Origin of the sequence: Burkholderia sp. WP9 (assembly GCF_900104795.1) — a bacterium.
Classification (GTDB): Bacteria; Pseudomonadota; Gammaproteobacteria; order Burkholderiales; family Burkholderiaceae; genus Paraburkholderia.
Map to the genome: position 1 here is coordinate 774,417 of NZ_FNTG01000001.1, position 13,940 is coordinate 788,356.

General features: G+C 59.2%; 18 protein-coding genes and 1 pseudogene. 13 read left to right on the plus strand and 6 right to left on the minus strand.

The window, feature by feature from the left end; genetic code table 11:
* Positions 1-48: 48 nt before the first annotated feature.
* A complete protein-coding gene (locus BLW71_RS03415) occupies positions 49-399 on the minus strand; it encodes a hypothetical protein (protein ID WP_091793169.1) in 351 nt (116 codons plus the stop codon).
* Positions 400-619: 220 nt separating this feature from the next.
* Here BLW71_RS03415 and BLW71_RS42755 point away from each other — a divergent pair, with 220 nt between their 5' ends.
* The 3 genes from BLW71_RS42755 to BLW71_RS03425 all read left to right on the plus strand — a co-directional run bounded on the left by BLW71_RS42755 (position 620) and on the right by BLW71_RS03425 (position 1,825).
* Positions 620-805 (plus strand): DNA-binding protein, encoded by a 186-nt coding sequence (locus BLW71_RS42755; protein ID WP_091793171.1) that lies wholly within the window; start codon positions 620-622, stop codon positions 803-805.
* 268 nt (positions 806-1,073) lie between these two features.
* Positions 1,074-1,214, plus strand: a complete 141-nt coding sequence (locus BLW71_RS41540; protein WP_177204967.1) for a hypothetical protein — start codon at positions 1,074-1,076, stop codon at positions 1,212-1,214.
* Positions 1,215-1,474: 260 nt separating this feature from the next.
* The gene (locus BLW71_RS03425) at positions 1,475-1,825 is read left to right on the plus strand and encodes a hypothetical protein (RefSeq protein ID WP_091793173.1); all 351 of its coding nucleotides are present in this window, start codon (positions 1,475-1,477) and stop codon (positions 1,823-1,825) included.
* A 64-nt stretch (positions 1,826-1,889) separates the two neighbouring features.
* Here BLW71_RS03425 and BLW71_RS03430 read toward each other — a convergent pair whose 3' ends face one another.
* Positions 1,890-2,186, minus strand: coding sequence for a hypothetical protein (locus BLW71_RS03430; RefSeq protein ID WP_143048290.1), 297 nt, complete (start codon positions 2,184-2,186; stop codon positions 1,890-1,892).
* A gap of 86 nt (positions 2,187-2,272) precedes the next feature.
* Here BLW71_RS03430 and BLW71_RS03435 point away from each other — a divergent pair, with 86 nt between their 5' ends.
* The 10 genes and pseudogenes from BLW71_RS03435 (at position 2,273) to BLW71_RS03475 (ending at position 10,733) form a co-directional block, all read left to right on the plus strand.
* A complete protein-coding gene (locus BLW71_RS03435; RefSeq protein ID WP_091793177.1) occupies positions 2,273-3,808 on the plus strand; it encodes a hypothetical protein in 1,536 nt (511 codons plus the stop codon).
* Between the two features lie 725 nt (positions 3,809-4,533).
* Positions 4,534-5,139, plus strand: coding sequence for a hypothetical protein (locus BLW71_RS03440; protein WP_091793178.1), 606 nt, complete (start codon positions 4,534-4,536; stop codon positions 5,137-5,139).
* 103 nt (positions 5,140-5,242) lie between these two features.
* A pseudogene (locus BLW71_RS42905) lies at positions 5,243-5,296 on the plus strand (hypothetical protein); the annotation flags it as partial.
* 22 nt (positions 5,297-5,318) lie between these two features.
* Positions 5,319-5,657 carry a lysozyme gene (locus BLW71_RS03445; RefSeq protein WP_091793180.1) on the plus strand — a complete coding sequence of 113 codons (339 nt, stop codon included), beginning with the start codon at positions 5,319-5,321 and terminating at the stop codon, positions 5,655-5,657.
* Positions 5,658-6,233: 576 nt separating this feature from the next.
* Positions 6,234-6,497, plus strand: a complete 264-nt coding sequence (locus tag BLW71_RS03450; protein ID WP_091793182.1) for a hypothetical protein — start codon at positions 6,234-6,236, stop codon at positions 6,495-6,497.
* An 80-nt stretch (positions 6,498-6,577) separates the two neighbouring features.
* Positions 6,578-6,775, plus strand: coding sequence for a hypothetical protein (locus BLW71_RS03455; RefSeq protein ID WP_091793184.1), 198 nt, complete (start codon positions 6,578-6,580; stop codon positions 6,773-6,775).
* Between the two features lie 1,011 nt (positions 6,776-7,786).
* Entirely contained in the window at positions 7,787-8,116 is a 330-nt protein-coding gene (locus BLW71_RS03460; RefSeq protein ID WP_091793186.1) for a hypothetical protein, read from the plus strand.
* A gap of 212 nt (positions 8,117-8,328) precedes the next feature.
* Entirely contained in the window at positions 8,329-8,616 is a 288-nt protein-coding gene (locus BLW71_RS03465; protein ID WP_091793188.1) for a DUF2274 domain-containing protein, read from the plus strand.
* A gap of 121 nt (positions 8,617-8,737) precedes the next feature.
* On the plus strand, positions 8,738-8,953 hold the full coding sequence (locus BLW71_RS03470) for a hypothetical protein (protein WP_143048291.1): 216 nt from the start codon (positions 8,738-8,740) through the stop codon (positions 8,951-8,953).
* 505 nt (positions 8,954-9,458) lie between these two features.
* Positions 9,459-10,733 (plus strand): tyrosine-type recombinase/integrase, encoded by a 1,275-nt coding sequence (locus tag BLW71_RS03475; RefSeq protein ID WP_091793192.1) that lies wholly within the window; start codon positions 9,459-9,461, stop codon positions 10,731-10,733.
* Here the strand turns inward: BLW71_RS03475 and BLW71_RS03480 are convergent.
* The 4 genes from BLW71_RS03480 to tnpC all read right to left on the minus strand — a co-directional run bounded on the left by BLW71_RS03480 (position 10,687) and on the right by tnpC (position 13,927).
* On the minus strand, positions 10,687-10,992 hold the full coding sequence (locus tag BLW71_RS03480; protein WP_091793194.1) for a helix-turn-helix transcriptional regulator: 306 nt from the start codon (positions 10,990-10,992) through the stop codon (positions 10,687-10,689). The two genes, BLW71_RS03475 and BLW71_RS03480, sit on opposite strands and share 47 nt — an antisense overlap.
* Positions 10,993-11,118: 126 nt before the next feature.
* Positions 11,119-11,343 carry a hypothetical protein gene (locus BLW71_RS03485; RefSeq protein ID WP_091793196.1) on the minus strand — a complete coding sequence of 75 codons (225 nt, stop codon included), beginning with the start codon at positions 11,341-11,343 and terminating at the stop codon, positions 11,119-11,121.
* An 8-nt stretch (positions 11,344-11,351) separates the two neighbouring features.
* Positions 11,352-11,696 carry a hypothetical protein gene (locus BLW71_RS03490; protein WP_286161925.1) on the minus strand — a complete coding sequence of 115 codons (345 nt, stop codon included), beginning with the start codon at positions 11,694-11,696 and terminating at the stop codon, positions 11,352-11,354.
* Between the two features lie 590 nt (positions 11,697-12,286).
* Positions 12,287-13,927, minus strand: coding sequence for an IS66 family transposase (gene tnpC / locus BLW71_RS03495; RefSeq protein WP_091793202.1), 1,641 nt, complete (start codon positions 13,925-13,927; stop codon positions 12,287-12,289).
* Between the last annotated feature and the right edge of the window lie 13 nt (positions 13,928-13,940).

A 13,940-nucleotide genomic window follows, 5' to 3' on the forward strand; every position in this document is an offset into this window, starting at 1 on the left:
AGAACTGTCACGGGGGTATGTGGCTGTTTGCCCATAAGGCAGTCGAGTTCAAAGGCAAAATACCCCTGCCACCAGTCTCGGCCACGCCTTCCGCAACCGCGCGGGCACTATATATGGAGCCCCCGGCGGCACCTCGCCGTCTTCCATTTCTCCGGCCGTCGGCGCCGGTTGATGCCACAGCTCTCGCTCCAGTTGCACCTGCTCGTAAAGCAGCGCCCACCGGTCGTGCAGCAGCTCGGGCGAACAGCTGGCCACATTTGCGAACAGGTCGGCTGCCTGAACTGACCACGGCGCCGCGCCTTCCGGATGGTCGTCGGCGATGAGATTGGCGACAGCGCGGTCGAGCCACTCACGCAGGCTAAGTCCGCACGTTTGTGCCGACACGATTGCTGCCGCCATGACTGCTGGTGACATATGCAGAACCGTTCGAATGCCGGGAGAGTTGGTGTCAAGGCAGGCTGTTTCCATATTCCGAATGACCTCCGTCGTTTAGCTGACGGTCGCAGGATGGCTTAGCGGCGCAGGATTTGCACGCAGTTTTTGTTACCAAATTCCGACGGGTGACTACACGAGATGAGTTCGGTCGTGGCGGCTGGGCCAATTCGTGAGGTCATTCAAAATGGGTCGTGAGGGTATTACGCCGGCGGATGTGGTGCGTGCGTGCGTTGCGTTGCGAAAGCAGCGCCGTCGGATGGGGTTGAGGAATGTGAGGCTCGAACTTGGAAGAGGCAGCTACCGCACGATAGGTAAGCATCTAAGATTGCTGGCCTTTCGGGAGTTGGACCGGTCGCGCCAACGAACATAATGTCGTTTGGTAAGTAATGAGGCAACCCCAGTTGGCATGGCGCTGGTTGCGGCGCTATATAAGATAATTCCCGGCTGCATCCGGCGAATCCATTCCGTTCGACATGCAGTCCTGGGTGCTTGTTTGGCGGCCGATGCAGCGGCCGCTTTTCTTCGGTCGCGGTCGACAGGCGCGCCTCAGCCGTTCGCGAAGTCTATGGAGCAGAGAATTGTCAGGCAAATAAAACAGTAGTACTATATAAATTATCACTACTGTGCTGCCGCATGCCATGCTACAAATCGTAATCGAAAACCGTGACCTGCTCATCGTTCTGGGCTTCTGCACACTAATGTTTGGGCTGCTGTTTCCGGAGACCTTCGGCAATGGCAATGCGGAATTCTATAAGCAGCTCGAGCGCGAAAGCCGCTAACCGCGTCTTGCTGTCAATACGCCCCGCCACGCGCGGGGCTTTCGTTTATCCGTGATTCGTGGATTCCTGCTGGTGACGGGGGCGCAACCATAAAAATATCTTCTGCCGCGGAAGCAACTCGTCGGCAAAAGTCTGCTTGCTAGACTTAGTACGTAGCTGCCGACAGGGCTACGTCGGTGCGACGGCATCGATAACCAACCGCCCTTCGGTCGCTCCGCCGAAGGGCGGGGCACATAAGGGCATCCCCGGAGAGGCAAGACATGCAAGCAGCAAATCTGGCAGCACTGCCGTTGGCAGCGAAAGTCGCGATTCTGGTTCTCGTCATCGTGGCCATGCAGCACACAACGCGAGAAGTCATCACACTCCATCGTCAGGGCTTCTTAAAAGCAGCACCGACGGCGATAGTGACCCTGTGCGCGATGCTCGTTACGTACCAAATCGGCGGCATCATCGGCGCGTCCTTCGGTGGTTTCGCAGCACTGCTGGGTCTGATTACCGCCGGTGGCATCCGACGCACGGCAGCCATTTTGGCAGCACGTCGCGCCGCGATGCGCACACAGTGGCAGGCCATGTTTGCAGCAGCGGAGCGCGCGAAGGCCGCAAAGCACTGACCCCCTGATTTTGATTCCAAAGCCCGGTTCGCCGGGCTTCTTATTCCGCTGTGTAAAGCAGACTTTAGGCTGACGCTGCGCGGAAGGTGTCCAGCAGCGGCTTAGCGCCGCGTTCGCGCGCCAGGCGACACGCGACCATTTTTGCGTGCACCACCTCGCGCGTTTCGAAAATGTCGCTGTCCACGAAACCGTCCGGACCCTTGAAGCTGCATTCGAACCGCCGCAGGCGTTTCTTTGAAATGCGATGCCGCTGGCCCATTTTCGCGTTCGTTGCCGACGATTTCAATGGTTTCCCAATGCACGACAGAGCTTTTTTCCTGTGCAGCAAAGGCAAAAGCCCGCTGGGCGTCGCACGCATCATGTGACAGCGTGTGCGTATTTTGCCGGGTGCTGTTTTTTTTGAGGTCGCTATAGAAGCTATAACCCGCTCTCAACGGACGCTCTCAAATGAACACCCAGTACACCTACACCGCCGCGCAGTTCGCAACGTTCCCGGCCGGCGACATCGCCGACATGTTCGAGCTGGACGCAGACTTTTTCTCCGCCTTCACGCCGGCGAACGTGCGGGCGTGGGTGAAAGCAAACAAGAGCATGTTTGCCCGCATTCAGCTTCGCGACACGCTGCGCGACTGGGCCAGCCGTTGCGTTGGACACGACGAGAAGCAGGAGTGGACCGGCTTTGCCGACAAATTGACCGCGTACAGCTGGCTATACACGCTGTCGGACTTGGTTGACGCAGGCATTCAGGGATTCGACCTCGACCGTCCTCTTATCGGTGAAATCGCGCCCCCTGTTGACAAGGAAGCTGAGCGCAAGGCCGAGGAAGCAACAGCTGCTGAAGCATCCGGCGAGCGTGCTCGCAAATGCGCCCGGTTCCTGCGTGCGGAAGCGCGCAACGCACCGGGCACGCTAGTCTGTGAAGCTGTCGACGTCGACGACGACTTTGACCCGATGCCGCCAGCACCGGCTCCGGCCCCTGTGCGCGAAGAGCGCCAACCGGTGCAAGCTGCTGCCTTCGACCTTGAGGACATACCGTCCGAGGATTTACTGGAAGGCTCGGAGCAGCTCGCGCAGCACAAGAGCGTTGCGGACCTGTTCCTGCCGACAGCGCGGCCGACGCATCTCACACTGCCGCACATCATTATGCGGAGCCCGTTGATTTTCACGGGTGCCCGCAATGCGAAGCGGACGAAATACACGAAAGAGGCGCCCATGCGCATTGACCGCGTGTCCGGCTTTAAATCTGGCACCGTCGAGATGTTGTACATCGGCGAAGAACTGCGCACCTCGGACATGGAAACCTACGCGCACATCCTGCGCCTTGCAGCCACCGTGCCGCTGGGCCAGCGTCTGCCGACAGTCAAGGTTCTCGACCTGCTGCGCAAAATCGGCCGCGACAAAAGCACGCCGGCGCTGCGGTCCCTCGTGGAGCAGCTGCAGCGTCTGCGGAATGCGGAGATTCAACTGTGGACATCGGACAAGGCTGTAATCGAAAGCTGGTGCGCCCTGTTTCCGGACGAGCAGCTTTTCAAGCGCGCCGGCGTGGCAGGCGTGAAGGTGTCCTTTAAGCTGCTCGGCGACCTCGTGGAGACGAAGACGGAAAAAGGTAACACCGTTGAGTTTTCTACCGAAATCAGCCGCTACGCTCGCGTGTTCTTTGGTCAGAAGTTGAGCAGCTGGTACAGCGAGAGCATCTATCGCGAGCTGTCAGATATGGGTAAGCGTCTGTTTCTGTTTTACCAGTCGCACGACGGTTCGTACGATTTCACTTTCGATGACCTCGTCGAGTATCTCGGCGCGCAAGGCAGCCGCGATACTTTCCGCGAGACGCTCAAGGACGCACATGACGACCTGAAAAAAGCCTGCTTCATTAAGGGCTGGGCGCTGAAGGCAAGCGCAAGCCGCAACGGACTGAAAGCTTACGTGCTGGAAGGTCTGACGACGAAGCGCGCTGCCCGCGAACTCGAGACCGCCGGCCTCTAATAAATAGGCCCCTCACCGGGGCCTTCAGACTGCTGACGAACCCCACGTTTTTCGGAGCGTGAGGTTTTGTTTTTCAGGCCAGGCGGGTGGCGGCGTGAAGCGCGAGTTTTGGGTCAATCAAGGCCACGAGGGCACTGATGAGCCGCTGCAGACAGCCGTAAGCCGCTTCTGCCCAAGTGAGGGCGGTGTATTTTTGCCCGGTTACAGGCAAGCCAAGGCCGGTGTATTTTGCCCGCTCACGGTGTAATGACCAGTGTAAAGACCGGTGTACTGACCGGTGTATTGACGGCGAAATACACTCAATAAAATCAACGACGTAACTCCTCCTTAACATATAACAGATAACAGTTAAGGAGGGCCGGGCCTTTAGCCCGTCCAAGGAAGCCTCCTCTTTATCCCTTGTAAAAGCTTTGGTACGCAAGGGTGCACACCGCGCGCAACCCTTTAGCTTTAAGAAAGAGAAGAGGGCTTCGTACTCCAGTGGGGCTTTCTTCCTGGGCTGCATGGGAGAGGGTTTGAAGGGCCCGCGCAGAGACGGGCGTTTGTGGTGTGCATAGCGCGCCGGCAGCCAACGGCAGGGAAGGGCTGGCACGACACCTCGCCCTCCGCTACGCAGGCCCGTTCCTGCGCGCTCACCGCGCGCCCTGCCGCATATCCCTCGCGCCTCAATTCCGCAGCGGCAGCTTCGCACTACACGCCACACCTTCCCCTCTTAAACCGAAACCGTGGCAAACACAAACATTACCATTGTCGACGCGTCGTCCATCCTCATCGGCGCGCGTGACCCTGACACCGGCGTCGTTGGCGAGCTGCGCGATATCGGCCTGTCGACGGCTTTTAAGGCCGCCTTGACCGCCGACACGAAGCAATTGAAATCGGCAAAGGGTGACGTGATTCAGTCGATTCAGTTGACGCCGACGGCGACTGTGTCAATTGACCTTCGCGACATTACCGAAGACAACTTAGCGCTCGGCCTGGGCGGCGAAGTTATCCCGGTGACGGAGGCGACCGGCAAGACGAAGTCGATTGCATCGGCCACGGGCCGAAACCGGCTCATCACATCGGCAGTGCAGGGCTGCCAGACGGGCCTCGGGCTTGAGCCCTGTTCGACGGTCACGGCGACTGTGCAGTACGCACCGGTGGCGAATTACACCCCCGGCAGTGGGTCGCTCAAGAGCCTGCCCACTACGTACACGACGACGTCCGGCAGCTTCGCAATTACGAACGCTATCCCCGCCGGCGTACTCGTCATGCAGTGCACCCTCAAGGGCGTGAGCCCTACTGGAGGGACCGCCTCTTGCACCTTTGCGTGGCAGCGTCCGGCCTCGTAATCGCATCGCGGCGGCAGCCATGCACTAGACCCCGGGTTAAATACACCGGGGTTTTTCTTTGCCATTCACTGCTACACACACCGTATCCGACGCAGGCGTCGACATGCGCGCGTCGTGGAAATCGTTTCGTCAAACGCCTTATCGCGACAGCGCTGGCATTTGGACCATCGGCATCGGCCATGCCCAACGGAATTACCATCCAATCCCTGACGCTCGACCAGGGAAAAGCGCAGCTTGCACAGGACCTGTTGCCCGTGACCAATGCAATTAACGCGAATGTCGTAGTGGCCTTGTCGCAGTTCCAGTTCGACGCGCTCGCGATTTTTATTTACAACGTCGGCCTCTGCGCGTTCCGTTCGAGCACGCTTTTGCGCGAACTTAACGCAGGCGATTACGCCGGCGGGGCCGCTCAATTCGCGGCGTGGAACAAGGCAGGCGGGGTGGTTTCGCCAGGCCTCGTGCACCGCCGCGCGGCCGAATGCTCGCTCTTCCAGTGCGGGCAGTACACGCAAAACTAAAAGCCACGCGCGGTGTATTTTGCCCCGCAGGGCAGAGCGCACCTGAAGCCACCCTCCGGAGGGACCACGAGCCCTCCGCGTGTCTGCCGCTTACCCGCTACCAGCGGGACCAGCGCCGCTGGACCAGACCCCCTGTTTATTTGGCTGTTAAAACGACCTAAACAGGGGCTTCCTACAGCCTCCGCTTGCTACCACTGCTCGCCGCGCCTTCACACATGGCGCCTGTGGGTATATTCCCTTGCGCGCTCCGAGCCACTCCTTCGGCTCAGCGGCCGGGGAGGGAACTACGCTTTCTGGCACGGGACAACGTCGGACCTGAGCGGCCCTCCCTTGTTTTCAATTTACCCCGCACACCTAAAGCCAAGCCACACCCACCCCTTGTTTTCATTTAACCCCCAACTGCGCCTCTTTCCCACGCCCGGTGTATTTAGCCCGTCCTTATAAAACTGATAGCTAGACACATCCTTCGTGCGAGCAATCCCAAAGGCAACTCAAACGGGGTTGCTATATAGGAAATATGAAGCACTTTTCGAACTCGCCTTGCAATTAAATTTTTGAACCGAGGGAACACCACGAATGAACCAGGCTATTTCCACCGTTGCGCACAAACACATGCCCGTCGTGCTCAGCGACGGTACGCGAACCAGTGTCTCGATTCCGACGGAGCTGTACACCGACTATGTGCGCCGTATGGGTGGCGACCCGCTCGCTTTTCGTACGCAGCTCAACGAAGCTGCGCTGTCGGCAAAACCCCGCCTCGGTGTGACGCGCTCGCTGGCTGTGCGCCTTGCGCTGGATGAACGCATCGAGCAACTGAAAACAGCGGCGGCCGCCGCGTAATGCGCAGCTGATTACACAAACGCGGCACCAACGCGTGCCGCTACCTGCAAACACAAGACATATAAAAGGCTCTCTCTCAAATGTCCTCAAAAATCTACATTGACACGCTGCTGGTTAAAGCAGGCTCGACGTCCGGGGTGTACCTGCAAGGCGAAGTCAAAGGCGAAACGGTGTACATGCCGCTAACGGTGGACGGAGCACGGCAGATTGCCGCCGATTTGCACCGCGCCGCGGCCGCCGTCGAAGCACTGCCACTGCGAGACCGCGCCGTACACTGAACTCGGTCTCGTGCAACGTCAACATCGCCCGCTCACGCGGGCTTTTTTGTTGGCAGCGAGCGGTGCTCGCTGCGATTTGCGCCGGGGGCGGTGTCTCAAGTGCACGGGGTATGCGTAGCGGCGCACACCGCAGCTCGCCGTGAAAAGCCGGTATGCCCGCGCGATACCCGGTGTTCCTACCCGTGCCACGCCCCTCCAGATACGGACCACTTTGTGAGCAAGGCATGGGGCCTCGTAGCGCAGTGACTTGGCATCGTCCATGAGCCTCGTAGCGCAGTGAGCAAGCAGGCTCCGTAGCGCAGTGCTTGGTAGAAGCAAAGCAGCTCCTTAGCGCAGTGCGTGGGTTTCCTTTTTATCGCAGTAAGGGACCTTTCTTTCCCGGCATTTTTGCAAACAATAAGCGGCGCAGCCGCTGTCTTCAGCTACCTCGATAAGAAGCTTGCTCACGCACTGAAGGGTTGAGCCGTTGCGCGGAAGACAGGTGCTTCCTATCGCAGTAAAAGCGAGCGGCCAGCGAGCGTGTTTGTATCGCAATAAGGGAGCCCGTTGTTCCTGTGCTTGATATCAAAATGGGGGTGAGCGTAGGCGGGGCAAATGACAACAGCGGAGCGGGTGTAACCCGCCGGTGAGTGTTCTTACATCAGTCCGGCCGAACAGCAAGAAGCGCTCGTGCGGGGTGGGGGTTGGGGTTAATTGGAAGCAGAAAGGGTGTGGGGTTGGCGCGCGGTGCGCGCCTATTGATAGCAGGGCGGCGCCGGCCGCCCCGTGTGGTTGCCGTGCCCAAGCTGTTCCTGAAGCAGGGAAGAGTTGCAGCGCTCGGGCGCTGCGGGTTGAGCTGTGAGCGGTGTATTTAGCCGGGGCCATATAAAACTTATAGCTATAGGCTTCATACCCGAAATGAGCACGTCATCAGAACGGCCTGCGGGGTGCTAAATACACCACTCTCTCGCAAAGGCTCGACAATGTTCTCTTCCGCTCTCGACGCACTCGAACGCGCTTTCTTCGTTATTCATGGCGAAGGCCACGCGCTCGATACCGGCGACATCCGTTGCGCACTCTTTGAAACCCTCTGCATCACGGCAGACACCCCCGATTGGCGTTGCTATCGAGCGTCTCGACTCCGCGCGTGCCGGCTGCATCACGGCCGCGGAAGTGAGCCTGGCTGAGTTCCGCAATCTGTGCAGCACGTACTCGGGCACCATTGACTACGCCCGCACGGCTAAAGGGGTCACCGCCGCACGGCACGACCGCGCGCTGCTGTGCGCACTGCGCGCCGAGCTGACGCTACTCGAGCTGTTCGCGGCTGAGTCTGAATTGAGCGCGGCGGTCGACGTGAGCTGAAAACAAGCGCAGCGGAGCTGCGCAAGCAGCTCTCCTTGCAGCGGAGAATTTAGGCGCGCACGTTGCGCGCCTTTCTGCTTCATGGAAAACACGGGACCCGTGCATGGTCGGGGAGGGCAGTTTTTTCGTGGTGACTATAAGTTATGTGTACAAGGTGAACGCAACGCGCGCCAGCCAGCACACCACAACTACACTCTCTCAAAGGTGCCAAAATGCCCGCTCTGAAGCAATTTACTGTCATCGACCCTACTGACCGCCTGAACATTAGCCTCAAACTTTCCACACGTACCGCGATTGAGCAGTACCGCCTGTTTTATGCACAAGCGTACGGCCATCCCGTCGACAAGGGCGAACTTATCGAGGAAGTGCTGCGTTCGTTTTTTGAAGCAGACGGTGACTTTGCGAAGTTCACGAAGCGCCTCACTTCGGCTGACAAGTCCGCCGTCGACAAGGCACTGGGACTGACCCGCCAAACGGACCCGGTCACTGACGAAGCCTGAGCATCAGGCGATGCAACGCTGACACTGCCCTCGGTAACCCCGGGGGCTTTTTGCTTCTTGTTGGTCGTGTTTTCGGCGAAGGTCGCCTATACTGTATAAAAATACAGTGGTGGTGCAAAAGATGACCGAGGAACGAGACGACTTCGCCGCTTACGAGTTTTTTCTCGAGCGCACGGCGATACGCGAAATCGAGGGCGGACTTAAACGCTTTCTCGCGGAAGGCTTGGCGGCGGTGGACACGCATCGGTATTGCATGCGTCACGGAATCGCTGAACCGATGGACACCCGCTATCGTCTTCTGCTCGGTGCCTACGAGAACGATAGCCGCACACGCTGATGACGCATCAGTGTCTGTCGCTCACACCCTGAATGAATAAAGCCCCGGTTTGTCCGGGGCTTTTTCTTGAGCGGGTTGCCGTGCTCAGGTCGGGCGTCACTCTGCGCCAACTTCACGTATTTGTGCGATGCACCAAAAATCGTCTGGTGGAAATGCGGAAAATAAGTGGAAAATAACTTTTTTCGTGCTTTATATCAAACTCTGCAACGTATTGTTTGTACAGAGTTTATGCGAAAAATGTGCGTATGGCGGAGCATACTGCTGCATCATCGGCGTGTGACTGCTAATGTCGATGCTTGGTACGTCAGGTTTTGCGGTCGTTTCTTCCATCTATCCTATATCCAGCAAGGCGCGGGGCATTTTTGCGAGTTTCTGTCTAGGTACGCCTGTGTACGAGAGCACATTGCAAAACTTGGGTGCTTAGCGTAGGTTTCTCGTCGAGAATTCCTTTTAACCTACGCCGGCGTCGCTTCGCCGATTTCCGGTAAAACCTACGCCGACTCTCATGCACTTTGATGCCCGCGCGGCAAAGCAACTTGGGCCCGGTCAACACCTCACTGTGGCCGATTGTCCCGGCTTACGCTTGGTGGCGACAACGAGGACGAAGAGCTGGACCTATCGCTATAAGTCGCCCGTCGACGGGCGCATGAAGCAAACCAAAATCGGGGAGTGGCCGGCGATGTCACCAGCTGCTGCAACCGTCGCTTGGGAAAAGCTTCGTGAGGCGCGTAACGAGGGGCAAGAGCCCGTTGCCAAGTCACGGCAATCGAGTAAAGCCCCGAACGGCGATATGGTACCGCAGACGTCGAAATACACGGTGGGAATCCTGTGCCGTGACTACCTTGAGGGGCACGTCGAACGCAACCGCAAAACGAGGGGTGCGAAGGAGATTGCACGTATGTTCCGCACGATGCTCGGCCCGCTAGCCGACGCGACTGCCGAAACGCTGACTCGCGCCCAAGCGTTCGACCTTCTTGAGTCGCACGCCCATATTCCGGTTCAGGCTGCGAAGCTGCGTGCCGAACTGGGAGCGGCATGGGAATATGCTCACGATGCCGGCCGCCTGTCGCAAGACGCGCCAAATTGGTGGCGTCTGATCATGCGCGGCAAACTGAAAAGCAAGGGCAAGTCAATCGGGGGCAAGCGGGTCGGGAAGAAGCGAACGCTGACAGATGCCGAACTGACGGCCCTGATTCCATGGCTGCCGAATTTTAGCCGAAGCGTCTGTGACGTATTGACGTTATACCTCTGGACCGCAACACGTGGGGCCGAGATCGTGAGCATGGAAGGTCGCGAGGTGACTGAGGAAAGCGACGGCTGGTGGTGGACGATCCCGAAGGAGAAGACTAAGAACGAGCGGCACGAAGATGCCACCGATTTGCGAGTGCCTCTTATTGGCCGCGCCGAAGCGGTAGTGCGACGTAGGCTGAGCGTCTATGGCGAAGGTTATCTGTTCCCACCGGCGAATGGATCGGCTGCGCACATAGAGCAGAAGGTTGTGCAGACAGCCGTGCACTATCATCAACCCTATTCGAGGACCCGGCCGGAGATGGTGCGCCCGAGACTGCCGGTAACGGTCTGGGCGCCACACGATCTGCGTCGCACGATACGAACGATGCTGGCATCAATGGGCTGCCCGGACGAAGTGGGCGAGGCTGTAATCGGTCACATGCAAGAAGGCATCAAAGGCGTGTACAACCGGCACGCCTACGATGCGGAGCGACGAATCTGGCTTACCCGGGTGTCCGAGAGGCTTGAGCAACTGGCGGAAGGTCGCTGACAGTCGCTGCAACCGACTTCTTTCGACGGGCGCCGGTGTTCGCTGGCGGAAGCAAGTCGGAGATCGGCCGCTGCTCTGCCCAATCTTCAATCTCCCTGAGCAGCCAGCCAACGCGGCGACCGGACAGCAGTCTCGGCTTTGGGAACTGGTCTTGACGGACCAGCAGCTGAACAGTTGCCGGCGCGAGAGACACGATCGTGCAGACAGTTTCGAGATCGAGATACAGCGGCTTGACGAGTGCGGTTTTCGTATTAGCCATTTCGAGGATCCCTGGAAGCCGAACTCGCGACAATCTTCTCGTGCAACGTGACTTGGTCGCGTGCCGATTGCCGTTGGCCGTTGATGATCAAGGGCACATAGCGGCGTGAGCTGATCGGCGCGCGGCTCATGAGTGCACCTCGTCGTCGCCAGCACATGCAATGACAAAGCAGTATTTAGCGAGTGCTTTCTCGATGCAGCCGCGTAGCTCGGCTGGCGTCGCAACCAGTGCATCAGGGTCATCTGCGGGGCTGTTGCGGTCTGGCAGTTCACATAGCTGCTCGATTAATATCGATCCGAACTCGATTTCGTTGGCCTTGAAGTCTTGCGCTCTCAAATCTTGTTTTGTCATGGTCGTTCTCATGTCGACGGGTGCAGTGCTCTGTCAAGCTGCATCAAACCGGTTTCGATAGACAAGCGTGCCTGTTCTGCCCACGTGCGGGCTTCCTGCGCGGCTTTGTGCCGGCTATAGCTGCCTAACTCGTCCCGCATGAGGTCGAGCAGCTCGATGTCGGCGCGAAGGGCGATGCACTCGACCAGTTGGCGGATCTCGAGGCGAAGGGAAGCGAGCCGCGCGGTAATGGCCAGTCGGGAATCCGACTGGCCTTCGTTCGTCTTGATGGGTTTGTGCCGCGAGAGCGGCGTTTCGTCCTTCTGGATCGTTTTGGGGGGCGGGAGAGCGCTGCCTTGCACGTCGTCGCTCAATGCGCGCGAGAGGGCCGCGCCAGCGCGGGAATGGCGTGAGCGCCTATTGCGGTGTTTCCGCTTACGCGGCAGCCGATGTGGGATAGAAGTGGCCGGGCGAACCATCATTTAGTCACCTCCGTTGCCATTGCCTCGGTCCAGTCGGGATCGGGTGCACTCCATAGCTTGTCGAGCCATGCACGAACGGCAGGCGCTTCCTTTGTTTTCCCAAGGCGGGGATCCTGAAGCCTGCGGGTAAAAACGGTTACAGCTGCACGGATCGCCTGGCCTCGCGTCAGATAAGTCGGCTCACCTTCGTGCCATGAGCAGGGGCTTGATCCGGAGCCGCTCCCCATGCGGTAGGAAATTGAGGATATCCACTTCCCGACTGCGATCTGCGCCAGGTGAATCTCGGCCGGATGTAGTTTGAGACGCGTCGAGATCGGTGCCTTGATTGTTTGTAAGCGGTGAATTTAGCACGCCGAATCGAGAATCATTTGCAAGTGACGGCCGAGCGTAGCCGCACCTCGGCGGTTAAAATCAACCGGCGATGTCTGCATCGGGGTGATGGGAGCGCGCGCAGTCATGATGACCGGCGCGCGTTCGGTGCGTCAGCCGGTCTGTGCCTTGGCCTGTTGTTGCCGCGCATAATTGAACGGCAGCAGGTCGGTCACGTCGGCATCCGGCGCACGCTGCGGCAGCTCCGTGAGTACATGCAGCAGATAGTCGTACGGCTCGACGCCGCAGGCCCGGCATGTGAGGACCAGGCTGTAGATCGTGGCGCTGGCCTTTGCGCCATCAACTGTGTCGCTGAACAGCCACGATTTTCTTGAAGTAGCAAACGGCCTGATATCGCGCTCGATCACGTTGTTATCGATTGCGGCGCAACCGTCAGTGACGTAGCGGCTGAGATATTCCCATTGGTTGCGCGTGTAGGCAATCGCCTTGCCGAGCAGGCTCTGGGGCGCCACCTTCGGCGCCAGTTCATCGAGCCATGCCTTGAAGGACTCAAGCAGCGGCACACTGTGCTTTTGCCGCAGGTCGTACGTGTAGTCGGCTCGCGTCAGGCCAGTAGGCAGATCGCCTTTGGCCAGCGCCTCGACACGGTACAGGGCCTGGAAGTACTCAAGCGCCTTCGCCACGCGAGCGTTCGGCATCTTCTGCTTGCCGGAGTCCGTCTTTTTCGCGGCGGCCTTGTCCGCCTTGACGAACAGCCTGCGGGCGTGAGCCATGCAGCCGAAGTGCTTTGCCTTTTTCAAGGTGCGCCAGGCGCTGTAGCCGTCGCTCATCAGCATGCCGCTGTAGTCGCCGAGGAACTTCTTCGGATGCTCCTGGCCACGCCCCGGCTGGTACTCGAACAGCACCACGGGCTCGGCGCAGTCCTGGGCGCTGCGGTAGCACCACATGTAACTCTTGCTCTGCGCGGATCTGCCGGGTTCCTTGAGTACCTGAACCGTCGTTTCATCGCCGTGGATCAGCGGCTGCAACAGCAACGTTTTATGCAGCGCATCATACAGGCGGCTGTAGTGCAGTTCGCTGGGGCGAATGATCCAGTGGGCGAGCGTGCCGCGACTCACCGGGATCTGCCAGCGCGCGAGTGCCTCCTGCATCCGGTACAGCGGCATGCCGTCGACGTACTTCGCGCTCGCGACCGTCGCGATCACCGATGCGTCCGCATGGCTGCCCGGGATCGGCTGAACCGGCATCGGCGCAAGCACGACCGGGGTATGTTCGGCGTGCCGCTCGCAGTGCCGGCACGCCCACTTGGAACGCACGTTCTTGCGGACTGTCCACTTGACCTCGACGTGCAACTGTTCGCTGACGTCCTCGCCGATGCGATGCAGCTGATTGCCGCAACAGGGGCAGCCGCGCTGGTCCTCCGGCAGGTCGTATTCGACTGGTTCACGCGTCAGGTACGCCGGCAATGGCTTGCGTCCGGCCTTGCGTCGTTCAGGCTGGCTGGCCGGTGGCAATCCGGTGTCGGGCAGCTCAGGCTGGACACCGTCATCGTCTTCGTCGCCCGGTTCGGTCCGTGCAATCTGCTCGGCTTCGTCGAACACGCGATCTTTGCGTTTTTCGCTTTTCGGTGCGAAACGCTCGGCCTGCAGCAGGCGGAGCTGCTCCTCGAGTTGCTCGACGCGCTGGTTCAGTTCGCCGATATGTTTCGCGTCGCCGGCTACACGTGCCTGGAGAGCGTGGATATAGCCCTGGACCGCCCTGGGTACGCGTTTGAGGTCGGGTGCATTCTTCATGCACTCCAGGATA